19 protein-coding genes and 1 tRNA gene are annotated in these 15,850 nt (G+C 66.5%); 14 read left to right on the top strand and 6 right to left on the bottom strand.

The window, feature by feature from the left end:
- Positions 1-70: 70 nt before the first annotated feature.
- The 6 genes from ACYVBS_RS12750 (at position 71) to ACYVBS_RS12725 (ending at position 4,786) form a co-directional block, all read left to right on the top strand.
- A complete protein-coding gene (locus tag ACYVBS_RS12750; protein WP_460824058.1) occupies positions 71-940 on the top strand; it encodes a 5-methylcytosine restriction system specificity protein McrC in 870 nt (289 codons plus the stop codon).
- Between the two features lie 497 nt (positions 941-1,437).
- On the top strand, positions 1,438-2,019 hold the full coding sequence (locus tag ACYVBS_RS12745; protein WP_460824057.1) for an anthranilate synthase component II: 582 nt from the start codon (positions 1,438-1,440) through the stop codon (positions 2,017-2,019).
- A gap of 20 nt (positions 2,020-2,039) precedes the next feature.
- Positions 2,040-3,077, top strand: coding sequence for an anthranilate phosphoribosyltransferase (trpD, locus tag ACYVBS_RS12740; protein WP_460824055.1), 1,038 nt, complete (start codon positions 2,040-2,042; stop codon positions 3,075-3,077).
- A 1-nt stretch (position 3,078) separates the two neighbouring features.
- Positions 3,079-3,246, top strand: coding sequence for a hypothetical protein (locus ACYVBS_RS12735; RefSeq protein WP_460824054.1), 168 nt, complete (start codon positions 3,079-3,081; stop codon positions 3,244-3,246).
- Positions 3,243-4,034: an indole-3-glycerol phosphate synthase TrpC gene (gene trpC, locus ACYVBS_RS12730; RefSeq protein WP_460824053.1), complete on the top strand. Its 792-nt coding sequence runs from the start codon at positions 3,243-3,245 to the stop codon at positions 4,032-4,034. The genes ACYVBS_RS12735 and trpC overlap by 4 nt, the downstream gene beginning before the upstream one ends.
- Positions 4,031-4,786 carry a haloacid dehalogenase-like hydrolase gene (locus tag ACYVBS_RS12725; RefSeq protein ID WP_460824052.1) on the top strand — a complete coding sequence of 252 codons (756 nt, stop codon included), beginning with the start codon at positions 4,031-4,033 and terminating at the stop codon, positions 4,784-4,786. The genes trpC and ACYVBS_RS12725 overlap by 4 nt, the downstream gene beginning before the upstream one ends.
- Before the next feature lie 106 nt (positions 4,787-4,892).
- Here the strand turns inward: ACYVBS_RS12725 and crp are convergent, their stop codons facing one another.
- Positions 4,893-5,555 carry a cAMP-activated global transcriptional regulator CRP gene (gene crp, locus ACYVBS_RS12720; protein ID WP_460824051.1) on the bottom strand — a complete coding sequence of 221 codons (663 nt, stop codon included), beginning with the start codon at positions 5,553-5,555 and terminating at the stop codon, positions 4,893-4,895.
- Positions 5,556-5,781: 226 nt separating this feature from the next.
- On the opposite strand from crp, the gene speD reads away from it, so the two are divergent.
- On the top strand, positions 5,782-6,576 hold the full coding sequence (gene speD / locus ACYVBS_RS12715) for an adenosylmethionine decarboxylase (protein WP_460824050.1): 795 nt from the start codon (positions 5,782-5,784) through the stop codon (positions 6,574-6,576).
- Between the two features lie 92 nt (positions 6,577-6,668).
- Here the strand turns inward: speD and coq7 are convergent, their stop codons facing one another.
- Both coq7 and ACYVBS_RS12705 read right to left on the bottom strand, forming a co-directional pair.
- The gene (gene coq7 / locus ACYVBS_RS12710) at positions 6,669-7,310 is read right to left on the bottom strand and encodes a 2-polyprenyl-3-methyl-6-methoxy-1,4-benzoquinone monooxygenase (RefSeq protein ID WP_460824049.1); all 642 of its coding nucleotides are present in this window, start codon (positions 7,308-7,310) and stop codon (positions 6,669-6,671) included.
- A 9-nt stretch (positions 7,311-7,319) separates the two neighbouring features.
- Positions 7,320-8,564, bottom strand: a complete 1,245-nt coding sequence (locus tag ACYVBS_RS12705) for a (Fe-S)-binding protein (RefSeq protein ID WP_460824048.1) — start codon at positions 8,562-8,564, stop codon at positions 7,320-7,322.
- A 159-nt stretch (positions 8,565-8,723) separates the two neighbouring features.
- Here ACYVBS_RS12705 and rplM point away from each other — a divergent pair, with 159 nt between their 5' ends.
- The 5 genes from rplM (at position 8,724) to ACYVBS_RS12680 (ending at position 11,206) form a co-directional block, all read left to right on the top strand.
- Complete coding sequence (rplM, locus tag ACYVBS_RS12700; RefSeq protein WP_036135871.1) at positions 8,724-9,152, top strand: 50S ribosomal protein L13; 429 nt, start codon at positions 8,724-8,726, stop codon at positions 9,150-9,152.
- Positions 9,153-9,163: 11 nt separating this feature from the next.
- Positions 9,164-9,556, top strand: coding sequence for a 30S ribosomal protein S9 (gene rpsI, locus ACYVBS_RS12695; RefSeq protein ID WP_460824047.1), 393 nt, complete (start codon positions 9,164-9,166; stop codon positions 9,554-9,556).
- 36 nt (positions 9,557-9,592) lie between these two features.
- Positions 9,593-9,667: transfer RNA gene (locus ACYVBS_RS12690), tRNA-Gln, on the top strand.
- An 88-nt stretch (positions 9,668-9,755) separates the two neighbouring features.
- On the top strand, positions 9,756-10,355 hold the full coding sequence (locus ACYVBS_RS12685; protein ID WP_460824045.1) for a hemerythrin domain-containing protein: 600 nt from the start codon (positions 9,756-9,758) through the stop codon (positions 10,353-10,355).
- A gap of 41 nt (positions 10,356-10,396) precedes the next feature.
- On the top strand, positions 10,397-11,206 hold the full coding sequence (locus tag ACYVBS_RS12680; RefSeq protein WP_460824044.1) for a DUF3050 domain-containing protein: 810 nt from the start codon (positions 10,397-10,399) through the stop codon (positions 11,204-11,206).
- A gap of 48 nt (positions 11,207-11,254) precedes the next feature.
- Here the strand turns inward: ACYVBS_RS12680 and ACYVBS_RS12675 are convergent, their stop codons facing one another.
- Both ACYVBS_RS12675 and ACYVBS_RS12670 read right to left on the bottom strand, forming a co-directional pair.
- Positions 11,255-11,869, bottom strand: coding sequence for an acyl-homoserine-lactone synthase (locus tag ACYVBS_RS12675; protein ID WP_460824042.1), 615 nt, complete (start codon positions 11,867-11,869; stop codon positions 11,255-11,257).
- 89 nt (positions 11,870-11,958) lie between these two features.
- The gene (locus ACYVBS_RS12670) at positions 11,959-12,729 is read right to left on the bottom strand and encodes an autoinducer binding domain-containing protein (protein WP_460824041.1); all 771 of its coding nucleotides are present in this window, start codon (positions 12,727-12,729) and stop codon (positions 11,959-11,961) included.
- 135 nt (positions 12,730-12,864) lie between these two features.
- On the opposite strand from ACYVBS_RS12670, the gene ACYVBS_RS12665 reads away from it, so the two are divergent.
- Positions 12,865-13,851 (top strand): fumarylacetoacetate hydrolase family protein, encoded by a 987-nt coding sequence (locus ACYVBS_RS12665; RefSeq protein WP_460824040.1) that lies wholly within the window; start codon positions 12,865-12,867, stop codon positions 13,849-13,851.
- A gap of 94 nt (positions 13,852-13,945) precedes the next feature.
- Positions 13,946-14,608 carry a maleylacetoacetate isomerase gene (gene maiA, locus ACYVBS_RS12660; RefSeq protein ID WP_460824039.1) on the top strand — a complete coding sequence of 221 codons (663 nt, stop codon included), beginning with the start codon at positions 13,946-13,948 and terminating at the stop codon, positions 14,606-14,608.
- Positions 14,609-14,680: 72 nt separating this feature from the next.
- On the opposite strand, the gene ACYVBS_RS12655 is transcribed toward maiA, so the two are convergent.
- Positions 14,681-15,796 (bottom strand): PilT/PilU family type 4a pilus ATPase, encoded by a 1,116-nt coding sequence (locus tag ACYVBS_RS12655; protein WP_460824037.1) that lies wholly within the window; start codon positions 15,794-15,796, stop codon positions 14,681-14,683.
- Positions 15,797-15,850 lie beyond the last annotated feature (54 nt).

The raw sequence follows: 15,850 nt of genomic DNA, 5'->3' as shown, positions 1-15,850 counted from the left end.
GATCTGCTCGTCGGTGAAGCGCTTCTTCATGTCCGTCCTCTTCTTGGGAACGGACTCTACTTAAGTCAGGGTGGCCCTGAAAACCGGGGGCAGGTCAAGGGAGGCGGACTTCTTCATCGATGGAGATCCTGATCCTGTGGATCTCATATTCCCATCACCCGATGGTTTTGAGCAGGAGGTCATCCGCTTTGATCGGCGCAATGGATGGAATGCAGACATCGTGGCCGCGGCCAAGGAGCTTTTGCCTGAGGTGAGCGATCCATCAGCCGCAGGTTCCTTGGTGCGGCTGATCGAAGACCTTTCACCACAAAGTGGCCCTGCAAACCGTCGTAAGTCCGTCCCTGCGAGGCACAGGGCATGGAGGCCATTGCACGAGCTTTCCATCGATGTGCTTGGAGGGCTAGGCCTCAACTACAAGCAGGGTCAAGCGCACGCGCCTGGCTACTTGGTTTCGACCTGGCGGGTGTGGGAAGACTTGTTGACGGTGGGTGCTCGCCTCGGATTCGGGCGCTCGGCAGTGGTGCCACAGAAGGGCTACACGCTGGGTACCAAAACCAAGATGAGTACGGCCACCGTGAGTAAGCTGTCAGTCTTTCCCGACTGCGTGATCGAGCCTGATGCCACAAGGCCAAGAATATTACTGGATGCCAAGTACAAGGGTCACATAGAGAAAGCGCAGCTTCGCATTTCGGAGGCTGACATGTACGAAGCGCTAGCCTTCTCTAGAGCCACAGGCTGCAACTTAGTAGTTCTTGCGTATCCGGCGCAGCCAAGTAAATCGGTGCAGTCTGTGGGCACATGCACCGCCTTTGAAAGCGTGCATGTGGACGAAGTTCGAATTGTGGGGGTTATGGTCGAGACTCGTCAGATTTCAAAGGCAGGCGCGCTGAATATTTTTTCAGCCAACTTGGCCGATGGAATCACTGCAGCATTGCGATAGCTTGGCGGAAAGCCCATGCCAAGAATCAATGAGTTATTTGTGGGGCGCGGTCGCTGGAGAATACTGTCGCCGCGTTGAGAGGCGTGCAGTGGGAGGTCGGCCACCATTGATAGTGAAGGTTCCTTGGCCCGGCCTGCATGTTTCGGCAATGCCGTTTTGTTTACGACGTCCCCCTGCTTTCAGTAGCGGGGCGATCTAGAGTCCGGGGGGGCTACGTTATGCGCGTGGGTCCAGACGGATCGAGCGGGCGAATGGTGCGTTCGCGGAGCTGACCGCGCCCAACGAAGACGGTAGCCACCTGCGGTTGCTCGCCCCTCTGTCTGGGTAGTAGCGAGTGCAACGATCGTTCAGGATTGGGTGGGACGTGCGAAGATACAACCCGCTAGTGCGGCTTCCGATCCTTGGCTAGGTATCAGCGCTAATTGCGGGTATCCAAGCGGGTATAGATCGTGATTTAAGCGAGATTGGCCTAGTAAAATCAAAAAGATGGGCCTTTTATGCTGCTGATGATCGACAACTACGACTCGTTCACCTGGAACCTCGTGCAGTATTTGCAATCGCTGGGTGCCGAGGTGAAGGTGGTGCGCAACGACGAACTCACCGTGCCGCAGATCCGCGCGCTGGCGCCGGAACGCATCGTCATCTCCCCCGGCCCCTGCACGCCCAACGAGGCCGGTGTCTCGGTGGACGTGATTCGTGAACTCGGCGCCGACACGCCGGTGCTCGGTGTGTGCCTGGGCCACCAGAGCATCGGCCAGGCCTACGGCGGCCACGTGGTGCGTGCGAAGAACATCATGCACGGCAAGACCTCGCGCATCCGCCACGAGGGACGCGGCGTGTTCGCCGGCCTGCCGGATGCCTACGAGGCCACGCGCTACCACTCGTTGGTGGTGGACCGCGACACGCTGCCCGCGCTGCTCGAAGTCACCGCCTGGACCGAAAACCCGGACGGCTCCTTCGAGGAGATCATGGGTCTGCGCCACCGCGAACACCCGGTCGAAGGCGTGCAGTTCCACCCCGAGTCGATCCTCACCGAGCACGGCCACGCGCTGCTGCGCAATTTCCTCGAGCGCACCTGAGTCCGCGTCACGGAGCCCCCATGCCGATCACCCCGCAGGAAGCCCTGCAGCGCACTATCGAACACCGCGAGATCTTCCACGACGAGATGGTGGACCTGATGCGCATGGTCATGCGCGGTGAGGTGTCGCCGGTGATGACCGCGGCCATCTTCACCGGCCTGCGCGTAAAGAAGGAGACCATCGGCGAAATCGCCGGCGCGGCGACTGTGATGCGCGAACTCTCGCGCAAGGTGCACGTAGCCGATCGCACCCACCTGGTCGACATCGTCGGCACCGGTGGCGACGGCGGCAACACCTTCAACATTTCCACCGCCAGCACCTTCGTCATCGCCGCCGCGGGTGGACAGGTAGCCAAGCACGGCGGTCGCAGCGTGTCGTCCAGTTCTGGCAGCGCCGACGCGCTCGAGGCGCTGGGCGCGGCCATCGAGCTGCAGCCCGAACAGGTCGCGCAGTGCCTGGACACCTGCGGCATCGGCTTCATGTACGCGCCACTGCACCACCCGGCGATGAAGGTGGTGGCCCCGGTCCGCCGCGAGATGGGCGTGCGTACCATGTTCAACATCCTCGGCCCGCTGACCAATCCGGCCGATGCCCCCAACATCCTGATGGGCGTGTTCCACCCCGATCTGGTCGGCATCCAGGTGCGCGTGCTGCAGGAACTCGGCGCGCAGCGCGCGCTGGTGGTCTGGGGCCGTGACGGCATGGACGAGATCTCGCTCGGCGCCGCCACCCTGGTCGGCGAGTTGCGCGACGGCGTGGTCCGCGAGTACGAGATTCATCCCGAGGACTTCGGCATTGCCATGGCCGCCAGCCGCAACCTGCGCGTGGCCAATGCGCAGGAGTCCATCGCAATGGTCCAGCAGGCGCTCGACAACGTGCCGGGCCTGCCGCGCGAGATCGTCGCGCTCAACGCCGGGGCCGCGCTGTATGTCGCGGGCGTCGCCGAGTCCATCGCCGATGGCATCGCCCGCGCCCGAGAAGCCATTGCCTCCGGCGCGGCGCGCGCGCGGCTCGACAGCTTCGTGCGCGTCACCCGCGAACTGGCCGGAAACGCCTGACATGACCGCCAGCCGCTTCGTGTGCCTGCCCGAGCCGCCGTGCTGCGGGGTGGTGTTCGCCCCGCAGCGCACCGCCGTCCGCGCCATCGGCCGCGAACGCGGGCACCACAACTACGAATTGCGCGTGACCAAGGTCGAGCGCGCCTACGGATTTGGAACAACCGCATGAGTGACATCCTCAACCGCATCCTCGCCCGCAAGGCCGAAGAGATCGAGCAGCGCAGCCGCGTCCGCCCGCTCGGGGAACTGCGCGCGCGCGCCGCGCAGCAGGCGCCCACGCGCGGCTTCGTGCGCGCCATCCAGCGCAAACTGGACGCCGGCGATGCCGCGGTGATTGCCGAGGTCAAGAAGGCCAGCCCGTCGAAGGGCCTGATCCGCAAGGACTTCGACCCCGCCGTGATCGCGCGCAGCTACGAGGCCGGTGGCGCCGCCTGTCTGTCGGTGCTGACCGACGTGGATTTCTTCCAGGGCAGCAATGCCTACCTCGGCGAGGCGCGCGCCGCCTGCCGCCTGCCGGTGATCCGCAAGGACTTCATCATCGACCCGTACCAGGTGTACGAGGCGCGCATGATCGGCGCCGACGCCATCCTGCTGATCGTCGCCGCGCTCGAGGACGGCCCGATGATCGAGATGGCCAACCTCGCGCACGAGCTGGGCATGGACGTGCTGGTGGAAGTGCACGACATCGACGAGCTGGAACGCGCACTGCAGACCGATTGCCAGCTGGTCGGGGTCAACAACCGCAACCTGCGTACCTTCGAGGTCTCGCTCGACACCTCGCTGGAACTGAAGGCGGCGATGCCGGCCGACCGCATCATGGTCACCGAGAGCGGCATCGCCACCCGCGACGACGTGGCGCGGATGCGCGGCGCGGGCATCCACACGTTCCTGGTGGGTGAGTCGTTCATGCGCCAGCCCGATCCGGGCGCGGCGTTGAAGGCGATGTTCGCCGCATGAGCGGGCAGGGCGCCACGCCGGCCGCGCCACGCGCCGCAGCCTACCCTCCAGCGCGCGCCAACGCCCCGCTGGTGGTGTTCGACTTCGACCACACCCTGTACGACGGCGACTCCGGCACCCACCTGTTCGCCTGGCTGGTGAAACGCCATTGGTGGCGCCGCGTGCTGGCCTTGTTGCTGGCCCCGGTCTTCGCCCCCTTGATCGCGTTCCTGCCCACGCGCCGCCGCGGCATCTCGGCCTTCGTGTGGGCCGGGTCGCTCGGGATGGGCGGTGTCGACGATTTCAACGCGGCCATCGACCGCTATGTCGCCCACCATGCGGACGAAATCCGCGAGCGCCTGCTGCCGGTCGCCCTCGACGTCTTCCATCGGCACCGTGCCGCGGGCGACCGCGTCGTGGTTGCCACTGGCGCGCCACCCGAGCTGGCCCGGGCCATCCTCGCCTTTGTCGCCCACGAGGACGTGCCCGTGGTGGGCACCGAAGTGACGCCCCGCCTCGGGGGTGTGGGCCCGCGCCGCCATTGCCACCACGCCATGAAGATGGTGATGTTGCGCGAGGCCGGCTTTACCGACCCGGTTGCCATTGCCTATACCGACAGCAGTGCCGACCTGCCGCTGTTGCAGGCCGCCGAACGGCCGGTGGTGGTCAATCCCAAACCCTCGCGCGTGGCGATGTTCCGCCGCGTGCTGCCGGCGGGCACGCCGATCCTCAACTGGGGCTGCCCAGGTCGCGCGGGCGATCCGGTGGGCTGACTCGGGGCGCCGCCGCGATCTGCGCGGCGGTCAGGACGCCCCGCTGGGGCGTCACGCGTGGTCGTCGTGTCGCACCGGGTCGGTCAAGGTCCGCGCTGCGGCACCCTCAGCGGGTGCCGTACAGCACCACGGTCTTGCCGCGCGCGTGCAGCTTGCCGTCGACCTGCAGCTTCTTCAGCACGCGGCCGGCCATCTCGCGCGAGCACCCCACCAGGCGCGACAACTCCTGCCGCGACACGCGGATCTGGGTGCCGTCGGGGTGGCTCATGGCGTCGGGTTCCTTGGACAAGTCCTGCAACGCCCGGATGATGCGGTCGGTCACGTCGAGGAAGGCCAGGCGGCCCGCCTTGCGGCTGGTATCGAGCAGGCGGCGCGAGATCTGCGCGCCGATCGCGTACAGCAGCTTCGGCGCGTCTCCCGACATTCGCGTCAGCAGCAGGTCATAGAAGCGCTCATGGCCAATCTCGGCCAGCTCGCAGACGCTGCGGGTGCGCAGGATGACCTCGCGCTGGGTGCTTTCGATGAACAAGCCCAGTTCGCCCACGAACTCGCCCGGCCCGAAATAGCCCAGCACCAGTTCGCGGCCATCCTCCTCCTCGGCAATGATGCTGACCGAGCCCGAGACCACGTAGTACAGCGTGGTGGCCGGGTCGCCCGGGCGGAACACGTCGGTGCGCGAGGGATACCGCCGGCGATGGCAATGCGCCAGGAAGTGTTCGATGGTCGCCGCGTCAGGCGTCAGCGGAATGTTTCGGCGTGGAGAGGTCACGGATCTGGGCGTCGGCGTTGAGTGGCATTGAGGAAGTGTTCAGCCAGTGGTGGAGCTTAGGTGTTGGGGCGCAATGTCGCAATTGGTCAGAAGCTGCCGCCGCGGGGCATCCCGGCCTAAAGCGGCCCGGCCGGGCCCCGGAAGGGCGGTTCGTGACCGCATTTCCCCCCGGGGGACCGTTTGCTCCATAATTGCCCCCCTTCCTCGCCTCACCGGGACAAAGACCGTGGTCAAGCCGTTGCCGCGCTTGCGGCTGCAGGGTTTCAACAACCTCACCAAGGCCCTGTCGTTCAATATCTATGACGTGTGCTACGCCGCCTCCGAGGACGAGCGTCAGCGCTACATCGAGTACATCGACGAGGCTTACAACGCCGACCGCCTGACCCAGATCCTGACGGATGTGGCCGAGATCATCGGTGCCAACATCCTCAACATTGCGCGCCAGGACTACGACCCGCAGGGCGCCTCGGTCACGATCCTGATCTCGGAAGAGCCGGTGATCGACAAGAAGGCGGCCGGCAAGGAGATCATTTCCGACGCCGTGGTCGCGCACATGGACAAGTCGCATATCACCGTGCACACCTATCCGGAAACCCATCCGGACAGTGGCATCGCGACCTTCCGCGCCGACATCGACGTGGCCACCTGCGGCGTGATCTCGCCGCTGAAGGCGTTGAACTACCTGATCGAGAGCCTCGAGTCGGACATCGTGATCATGGACTACCGCGTCCGTGGCTTCACCCGCGACATTAAGGGCCGCAAGCACTACATCGACCACAAGATCAACTCGATCCAGGACTACCTGGCCAAGAACGTGCGCTCGCGCTACGAGATGCTCGACGTCAACGTCTACCAGGAAAACATCTTCCACACGAAGATGCACCTGAAGGAGTTCGACCTCGACACCTACCTGTTCGAGGAAAAGGCCAAGAACCTGTCGTTCAAGGAGCGGATGAAGATCGAAGCGCGCCTCAAGCGCGAGATCGAAGAGCTCTACCACGGCCGCAACCTGGTCGACTGACCGCCGGGCGACGCCGCTCCAACGCGACACGCGAAGCGCCGGCCCTGCCGGCGCTTCTGCTTTTCAGGCGGGCCGAACGGCGCATGCTGCGCCTAGATCCGGTAGGCGATCGCCTTCATGACCCTGGAGGCCGCCGCCATCAGCGACGGCACCGGCGCCGGCAGTACCCGGGCCCCGGCCGCTTCCGCCTCGTCCGCATGCCGCGCCTCGTCGGCCTTCATCACCTGCAGGATCGCCCGGCTGCGGCCATCGCCCGCGGGCAGCGATGTCAGGTGCTCGTCGATATGCGCTTCCACTTGGCGCTCCGTCTCGACCACGAAGCCCAGGTTCCAGCCGTCGCCCCGCAGTCCCGCCAGTGCGCCAATGGCAAAGCTGCCGGCGTACCACACGGGGTTGAGCAGGCTGGGGCGGCTGTCCAGCTCGCGCAGCCGATCGGCGCACCAAGCCAGATGGTCGGTTTCTTCCTGCGCCGCTTCCAGCAGGTGCTCGCGGGTGGCCGCGTCGCGGGCGACGGCGGCCTGGCCGCAATAGAGGGCCTGCGCGCAGACCTCGCCGACGTGGTTGATGCGCATCAGGCCCGCGGCGTGGCGCCGCTCGACCTCGTCCAGCGCCAGGTCCGCTTCGGTGTCGGCCGGGTTTGCGCGAGCCGCAGGCGGGCTGCCGAGCACGGTTTCCAGTGCGCGTTGGGCCTCCACGGCCAGGCGGTCAAAGGGGGTCAGGGTGCGGATTGGCATGCGGCAAGTCTACGGTGCCGCAAGCGTCGGGTTCTTGATCGATGCCAAACGCAGCAACCATTCCAGCGGGTGTTCGACTGTCAGGGGCGTGCCCGCCGCCAGGTGCAGGCGGCAGCCCAGATTGGCGCTCAGCAGGCAGCTGGCACCGCTTCCTGCCAGTTGGTCCAGCAGTGGCTGCCGGTGGCCGGCGGCCCGCAACGGATCCTCGAACATGGCCGTGCCTGCCGCTCCGCAGCAGCCGGTGCCGGCGGTCAGTTCCACTACCTGCAGTTCCGGCACCGCATCAAGCAACCGCCGCAGCGCCGGTACCGAGCGCACCACGTTGCGCTGGGTGCAGGGCAGGTGCACCGCCACGCGGGTGGGGCAGGGCATCCACGACAGGCGGTCGAGGTGACGGGCCAGGAATGCCAGCGCATCCTCGGCCTGCCCCGTTCTGGAGACCGTGGCCGATACCGCCTCATGGCATCCCGACGCCAAGGTCAGCACGTGATCCACGCCTTCCAGGGCTTTTGCATTGACGGTCGCCAGCCGCGCCGCCGTGTCCGCGTCCCCCGCGTGGCGGTGCAGCGTGCCGCAGCAGGTCTGGGTCGGCAGGTTCACCACGCGGTAGCCCAGCGCGCGGCACAGGGCGGTCAACTGGGCGCGCACCGGGGCCTCGTAGGTGCGGCCGGCACATCCCTCGAACAGCGCCACCGTAGGGGAAGGGGGCGGCGCGCTCGCCGCAATCGACATGTCCCCGGCCCGCGTGGCGTCGGCGGCCCCCCGGGGCGGCGCGTTCGTTCCATCCACCCACTGCCGCTCGACGGCCCTGGGGGGCGCGGGTGGGCGCGGCAGCCGGCGCAGGCCGGACGGCAATAGCGGAAACGCCCATCGGTAGAGTGCCAGCGTCGCCGCCAGCCATCTGGGGCGGGCCGCCAGGCCCTCGATCCCGCGCTGGAGCAGCGAGGCGCCGCGTCGTCCACGCTGCCGGGTTCGATGGAGGGCGATCAGGGCGCCGTACTCCACGCCTGCGGGGCACACGGCCTCGCAACTGCGGCAGGCCAGGCAGTGGTCCAGATGCGCATCGCCCGCCGCACTCGGCTCGATGGTGCCCAGCGCAAGGCCGCGCGCAATGGCAATCCGCCCGCGCGGCGACTCCGCCTCAAGCCGGTCGCGCGCATACGTGGGGCAGGTGGGCAGGCACAGCCCGCATTGCACGCAGCGGTCGGCCAGGGCCACCAGCGGGTCGGTGGAGGGCGGAGGGGCAACGGGCATGGGCGGATGCTATCATTGCCGGCTGCGGACTTGCGGTGGCGCAACTGCCCCGCTACAATCCCGCTTCTTTCGTTCCGCCCTTACATCGCGCGGTGAAGTTCCGGTGGCCTCTCCGGCCCGCGGAACCAGCCCGACCATGTACCCATCAGTAGAGCAGTCATGAAGACTTTCAGCGCCAAGAATGAGACCGTCCAGCGTGACTGGTACGTGGTCGATGCCTCCGGCAAGACCCTCGGTCGCCTCGCTTCCGAGCTGGCCCGCCGCCTGCGTGGCAAGCACAAGCCGGTGTTCACCCCGCACGTCGATACCGGTGACTACCTCGTCGTGATCAACGCCGAGAAGATTGCCGTTACCGGCAACAAGCTGCTCGACAAGAAGTACCACCGCTTCACCGGGTACGTCGGCAACCTGAAGACCGAGAACCTGGCCCAGGCGCTTGAGCGCCACCCGGAGCGCGTGATCGAGATCGCGGTCAAGGGCATGCTGCCGAAGAACCCGCTCGGCCGCGCCATGTATCGCAAGCTCAAGGTCTACAAGGGCGCTGAGCACCCGCACGCCGCCCAGCAGCCGCAGCCGCTCGATTTCTAAGGTACTGACACATGGCACTCCAGCAGAATTACGGCACCGGCCGCCGCAAGTCGTCCACCGCCCGCGTCTTCCTGCGTAAGGGCGACGGCAAGATCATCATCAACCAGCGTTCGATCGAAGACTTCTTCGGTCGTGAGACGGCCCGCATGATCGTGCGCCAGCCGCTCGAACTGACCAAGAACACCGACAAGTTCGACCTGACCATCACCGTCGCTGGCGGCGGCATCACCGGCCAGGCCGGCGCCATCCGCCTGGGCATCGCCCGCGCGCTGGTCGAGTACGACGAGTCGCTGAAGTCCGAGCTGCGCAAGGCTGGCTTCATGACCCGCGACGCCCGCGAAGTCGAGCGTAAGAAGGTCGGTCTGCACAAGGCACGTCGCGCTACGCAGTTCTCCAAGCGCTAATCCTTCTGCGACAACTTGGGTTACAATCTGTTCCATAGCCCCGTCGCCAAGCGGTAAGGCATCTGACTCTGACTCAGACATTCGGAGGTTCGAATCCTTCCGGGGCTGCCAATACAGAACAAAAGACCCGCCGAAAGGCGGGTTTTTTGTTGCCGCGTTTCAGGCCGTGACGCGGCTTGTGACCTGCACGATCTTGCAGGTGCCCAGAATCGTCACCGGTCGCTACCTTGGCCATGTGTTCGGCCACGGTCGGCTGGACCAGGCATTCGGGGGCGCTGTGATTGGTCTGATCAGGAAAGTGCTGGGCTCGGAACCCGAGTCGCCACCGCGGACGCTCGTGCGCGACCCCGCTCCTCCCGTGCGCAGTCCGCGCGCGATTGCCTACGACGCTGCGCTGGTCCCGGCGCTCAAGCGCGATCACGGTGACCTGATCAAGCTCTACACCGAAATCGGCAACCTGGCGATGGAGCGCCGCTACGGCGACGTGCCGGCCAGGCTCACGACCTTCAAGACCCACTTCGAAGGTCACCTCATCGCCGAGAACGTGCGTTTCTACAACTATGTCGAGAACTCGATGCAGGATGACCCGGAGAACCTGCAGCTGATCCGCAGCTTCCGCCGGGAGATGAACTCCATCGCGCGTGGCGTGGTCGACTTCGTGAAGAAGTACCAGATCAACCATTTTGACCAGCGAACGCATGAGGCGTTCCTGGAGGACTACCGCGCCGTGGGCGCCTTGCTGGCGCAGCGCATCGAGCGCGAGGAGTCGAGTCTCTACCCGCTTTACCAGTCGGCCTGAATCGCCGCACCTCCCCCGTAACGAGCAGAAGCCGCACGGACATGGATGTCGACGTCGTACTCACTCCCCAGATCCAGGAATTGCGCACACGCCTCGAGCGCCACCGCGTGTTCGACGAGATCACCGACATGGCGTCGCTACGCGCCTTCATGCAGGTGCATGTGTTTGCCGTGTGGGATTTCATGTCGCTGACCAAGCGGCTGCAGCGCGATCTGACCTGCGTGACACTCCCCTGGATGCCGCCGGCCGATCCGTGCGCCGCGCGCCTGGTCAACGACATCGTCCTGGCGGAAGAGAGCGACGTGGATGCGCAAGGCCAGCCGGCCAGCCACCTGGACCTGTACCTCGTCGCCATGCGTGACGTTGGTGCGTCGACGACGATGTTCGAGCAGTTCCTCTCGGGCCTGCGCGCCGGCCTGGCGCCTGCTGATGCGTTCGAGGCGGCGGGCGTGCCGCGCTTCGTCCGCCGCTTTGTCTCGCTCACGCTGGACACATGCCAGCACGGCACCACGGTGCAGGCCATGGCGAGCTTCTTCTACGGCCGGGAGAACGTCATCCCTGGCATGTTCCAGGGGCTGCTGGACCGTTGGGGCCTCTCGGCGGAGCAAGCCCCGGGCTTTGTCTATTACCTGCAGCGGCATATCGAGCTTGACGGCGACAACCACGGCCCGGCCGCCAGCCGCATGATCAGCGCCGCCCTCGGGCGTTTCCCCGACGCCCTCGAGGAGGCGCGCCACGCGGCGTGCGATGCACTGTCGGCGCGTCACGACCTGTGGGAGGGCACGGCCAAATTGCTTCGTGCGTCCCGCAGCACCCCCTTCATGGACGAAGTCGCAACGGCCTTGGCCTGATTGCGTGGCGGTGGCAGCCGAGAGGCTGCCACCGCCCCATGGACTGGGCTACGCGGCCTGGGCGTGCCAGGGTGCCGAATGCGCATCGACCGCCGCCAGATTGTCCGCGTGCAGCGGCAGCCGGAACGCCAGGCTCATGACACGGCCGAGCCGCCGGGGCGGCGCCAGCACGTCGACCTGCAACCCAAGCTGCGCCAGCATCCGGGCGAATGCCGCGCTGGTCACCCCGACAAGCGCGCTCAGCTCCCGCTCGGCGCCAAAGCGCAGCGAGTGCGCGACCATGGCCGCCGGCAGCGCGCTGAAACTGTTGCCTCCCCGCGCATGCGATTCGGCCACCGCGAACCGGCTCACTTCCCACTCGTGATCGCTGGCGGGCGCGGGCGCGCCGGCCAGCAACTCCGGGAACACGTCGCGCAGCATGTTTGGTCCCAGCGTAGGCAGCAGGCGGCAGCAGCCCACGGCCTCGGCCGCGTTCCCAGTGGCGCGGGCCACCAGGTAATGCGGCCCGATGAGGTCGAACCAGTCATGCTCACGGCCGCCCTCCACGCGTACATCCCAGCCCAGGCGGCGATGGAACACGTCGGCACGCAGCCGGTACATGCTGTCGAGCAACGGGGCATTGAGGCCGGCCTCCCCGGCACGGGCCACGGTGATGCGGGTCATGCGTCTCTCCTTGATGCAATGAAGGAGAGACAAGTGAGCGCGGCGCCTGTCGCTTATGGCAGCTGCACGAACTGACAGGTTCGCCGAGGTCACCCTTTCAACGCGGGCAATCGCTCCTGTGGCGGTACGGCCGAGATCATTCCCAGTGATACCGCGCGCGCCACGGCCGCCTGCCGGCCGCAGACGCCCAGCTTCTGGGCGGCATTCTGCAGGTGGAAGATCGCGGTGCGTTCGGCGATCACCAGCAGTTGCCCGATTTCCCAACTGGTCTTGCCTTGGCTGGCCCAGAAAAGGCATTCGCGCTCGCGCCGGGTCAGGGGCGGCAGCCGTGCGGGAAGATGGGGCCGAGCAAAGCGTCGGGCTGCCTCGTGGGTGAAGTGAGCCACCAGGTGCAGGTCGGGCAGCCGCCTGCCCAGCTGCGGGCCTGATGGGGCGGCGGACGCGAACGACATCAGCCCCCACGCGAGGCCGGGACCATGCAGGGGCACACTGATGCCCGCGCCCAGGCCGAATTCGTTGGCCTCCCCGAATATGTCGCGGATCCTGCGCTGGTGCGGGTTGGCGGCCAGGCGGCCCACGGGCTGCACGTCCTGCCAGATCAGCGGCGTGCTCCGATCATGGCAATGGGAGACGATCGGATCGAATTGCAGGTAGCCACGCTCCAGATAGCGGCTGACCCACGCAGGCGGGTAACCGCCCAGGGTGAACTGGCTGCGGGCAGCATTGGCCAAGGGGAGGTCGGTGGCGTACAGCCAATGGTCCACCCCCAAAGGGCGTACCAAGGCGTCCACCGCGGCCGTCAGCGCCTCCGCGGTGTCGCATTCGGCCAAGCCCCGCAGCGCGGGCAATTCGGTCAGCATCCCTGCTTTCCGTGAAGACTGGCCGCTAACATTAACAGGGAGCGCCGCCGGAAGGGCGTGACCCACTGCACTCCCGGCATCGGCAAAGTTACAATTGAAACGATCGCGCCCGAGCGCACCCCACCGGATTACGCAATGAAACTTGGATCGCTGAAGGAAGGCGGCCGCGACGGCACGCTGATCGTGGTGTCCCGCGACCTCACCCGCGCCGTGCGCGCCACCGGCATCGCCGACACGCTGCAGCGTGCGCTGGAGGACTGGTCAAACCTCGCGCCCCGGCTCAATGCGTTGTACGACGCGCTCAACGCCGGCACCGCCGAGGGCGCGTTCGATGTCGACATGGCGGCCCTCGCGGCCCCCATGCCGCGTGCCTATGAGTTCGTCGACGGCAGCGCCTACCTGCCGCACGTGGAGCGCGTGCGTCGCGCGCGCGGCGCCGAGGTGCCGGAGAGCTTCTACGTCGATCCGCTCATGTACCAGGCGGTCAGCGCCGGCTTCTACGGCCCGCGTGATCCCGTGAAGGTGGTGAGCGAGGACTACGGCATCGACCTCGAAGCCGAAGTCGTGGTCGTTACCGATGACGTCCCGATGGCGGTCACGGCCGAGCAGGCCGCCGGCCATATCCAGCTGGTCGGGCTGGTCAACGACGTCAGCCTGCGCAACCTCATTCCCGGCGAACTGGCCAAGGGGTTTGGCTTCCTCCAGTCCAAGCCGCGCTCGGCGCTGAGCCCGGTGTTCGTGACGCCGGATGAGCTGGGCGACGCGTGGCAGGACAGCAAGGTGCACCTGCCGCTGCTGACCCACATCAACGGCGAATGGTTCGGTGCACCCGAGGCCGGCGTGGACATGCAGTTCAACTTCGCCCAGTTGGTGGCGCATGCCGCCAAGACGCGGCCGCTGTCGGCGGGCACCATCGTCGGGTCCGGCACGGTCGCCAACGAGGACACCTCGCTGGGCGCATCGTGCTTTGCCGAACGTCGCACCGTGGAGACCCTGGAGCAGGGCAAGCCGGTGACGCCCTTCATGCAGTTCGGCGATCGCGTGCGCATCGAGATGCTGGACCGCGAGGGTCGCAGCATCTTCGGCGCCATCGAGCAGCGCATCGAAGGCGTGGCCGGCTGACCAGTGGCCCTGGGGGCCGACCGAAGGTCGGTCGGCCTACGCGGGCCAGCGTAATGTTTCGCGAAACGGGTGCCGGGGAATCAGGAAGCCCAGTGTGACCGACTCACTCAAGCTTTACTCCTACTGGCGGTCCAGCGCCGCGTACCGCGTGCGCATCGGCCTCAACCTCAAGGGGCTGCCGTACGAGATCGTGCCGGTCCACCTGCTGCGCGACGGTGGCGAGCAGCATTCGCCTGCGTTCCGTGCCGCGAACCCCCAAGGCCTGGTGCCCGTGCTGCAGCATGGGCAGCGCATGATGCGCCAGTCCGCGGCGATCCTGGAGTACCTGGACGAGACGTGGCCCGACCGGCCGCTGCTGCCGGCCGTGGCACGCGATCGCCAGCGCGTGCGTGCCATCGCCCAGATGGTGGCCTGCGACATCCACCCGCTCAACAACCTGCGGGTGCTGCAGTACTTCGATCGGGAGTGGAACGTGCCCGCACCCGAGCGCGACGAGTGGGTGCGGCACTGGATCCTCGACGGTTTCGGCGCGATCGAAGCGATGCTTTGCGACCATCCCGCCACGGGCCGTTTCTGCGAGGGCAACCTGCCGACGCTGGCCGACTGTTGCCTGGTGCCGCAGGTCTACAACGCGCGGCGCTTTGGCGTCGACATGACCGCATTCCCGACCATCGCGCGCATCGAGGCCACCTGCCTGCAGTTGGACGCATTCGATGCGGCGCGACCCGAGCGCCAGCCGGACTGTCCGGCGACATAACGCAGCCGCCGCCCCATGGCACAACGCCCGCATCGTGCGGGCGTTGTGCGTTCTGGACCTGGGAGGGCGGACTCAGTGTGAGTCGGTGGCGCTGAACACGTCCGCGTAGGGGTCATGCTCGCCCGTGCCGCCCTCGGACAGGCGGAACTTGAGCGCCAGGCCATCGCGCGAGTCGGCGGCGCGCAGCGCCTCCTCCATCGAGATCTTGCCTTCCTTGTGCAGGCGGAACAGGCACTGGTCGAAGGTCTCCATGCCTTCCTCCAGCGATTCCTCCATGGCCTGCTTGATCTCGTGCACCTGGCCACGGCGCATCAGGTCGCGCACGTGCGGGGTGTTGATCAGCACCTCGGCGGCCGGCAGGCGGCGGCCATCGGTACCCACCACCAGACGCTGCGAGACCACCGCCTTGAGGTTCAGGGCGAGGTTCATCAGCACGTTCTTGTGCGCCGATTCGTGGAAGAAGTTGAGGATGCGCTCCAGCGTCTGGTCGGCGTTGTTGGAGTGCAGCGTGGCCAGGCACAGGTGGCCGGTTTCGGCAAAGGCAATGGCCGCCTCCATCGTGGTCGCGTCGAGGATTTCGCCGATCAGGATCACGTCCGGCGCTTCACGCATCGCGTTCTTCAGCGCGTTGTGGAAGGCGTGGGTATCCAGGCCCACCTCGCGCTGGTTGACGATCGACTTCTTGTGCCGGTGCAGGTACTCGATCGGGTCCTCGATGGTGAGGATGTGGCCGCTGGTGTTGCTGTTGCGGTGGTCGATCATCGAGGCCAGCGTGGTCGACTTGCCCGAGCCGGTGGAGCCGACGATCAGCACCAGGCCGCGCGGTTCCATGATGATGTCCTTGAGCACCTGCGGCAGCTGCAGCTCCTCGATGGTCGGGATGACGCTGCGGATGGCGCGGATCACCATGCCCACTTCGCCGCGCTGCTTGAACACGTTGACGCGGAAGCGCCCGGAGTCGGGCAGGGCGTAGGCCATGTTCAGTTCCAGGTCACGCTCGAACTGCGGTACCTGGCCTTCGCCCATCAGGGAGTAGGCGATCTTCTTGACCATGCCCGGAGGCAGGCCCGTGCTGCCCAGCGGGTGCAGCTTGCCTTCGATCTTGATGTACACCGGGGCGCCGGTGGTGAGGAACATGTCCGACGCATTCTTGTCCGTCATCAGCTTCAGGAAATAGCCGATGTCCATGCACAACTCCCTCGATGGCGATGGCGTACCGTTGCAAGGCGGCCATCAGCTTCA

The sequence above is a fragment of the Lysobacter olei genome, assembly GCF_054777355.1.
This window is presented reverse-complemented; position numbering and strand designations above follow the sequence as displayed.

Coding starts and splice junctions, on each gene's coding strand:
- ACYVBS_RS12745 (WP_460824057.1), top strand. CDS start 1,438: ATGCTGCTGATGATCGACAACTACGACTCGTTCACCTGGAACCTCGTG.
- trpD (WP_460824055.1), top strand. CDS start 2,040: ATGCCGATCACCCCGCAGGAAGCCCTGCAGCGCACTATCGAACACCGC.
- ACYVBS_RS12735 (WP_460824054.1), top strand. CDS start 3,079: ATGACCGCCAGCCGCTTCGTGTGCCTGCCCGAGCCGCCGTGCTGCGGG.
- trpC (WP_460824053.1), top strand. CDS start 3,243: ATGAGTGACATCCTCAACCGCATCCTCGCCCGCAAGGCCGAAGAGATC.
- ACYVBS_RS12725 (WP_460824052.1), top strand. CDS start 4,031: ATGAGCGGGCAGGGCGCCACGCCGGCCGCGCCACGCGCCGCAGCCTAC.
- coq7 (WP_460824049.1), bottom strand. CDS start 7,310: ATGCCAATCCGCACCCTGACCCCCTTTGACCGCCTGGCCGTGGAGGCC.
- ACYVBS_RS12705 (WP_460824048.1), bottom strand. CDS start 8,564: ATGCCCGTTGCCCCTCCGCCCTCCACCGACCCGCTGGTGGCCCTGGCC.
- rplM (WP_036135871.1), top strand. CDS start 8,724: ATGAAGACTTTCAGCGCCAAGAATGAGACCGTCCAGCGTGACTGGTAC.
- rpsI (WP_460824047.1), top strand. CDS start 9,164: ATGGCACTCCAGCAGAATTACGGCACCGGCCGCCGCAAGTCGTCCACC.
- ACYVBS_RS12680 (WP_460824044.1), top strand. CDS start 10,397: ATGGATGTCGACGTCGTACTCACTCCCCAGATCCAGGAATTGCGCACA.
- ACYVBS_RS12675 (WP_460824042.1), bottom strand. CDS start 11,869: ATGACCCGCATCACCGTGGCCCGTGCCGGGGAGGCCGGCCTCAATGCC.
- ACYVBS_RS12670 (WP_460824041.1), bottom strand. CDS start 12,729: ATGCTGACCGAATTGCCCGCGCTGCGGGGCTTGGCCGAATGCGACACC.
- ACYVBS_RS12665 (WP_460824040.1), top strand. CDS start 12,865: ATGAAACTTGGATCGCTGAAGGAAGGCGGCCGCGACGGCACGCTGATC.
- ACYVBS_RS12655 (WP_460824037.1), bottom strand. CDS start 15,796: ATGGACATCGGCTATTTCCTGAAGCTGATGACGGACAAGAATGCGTCG.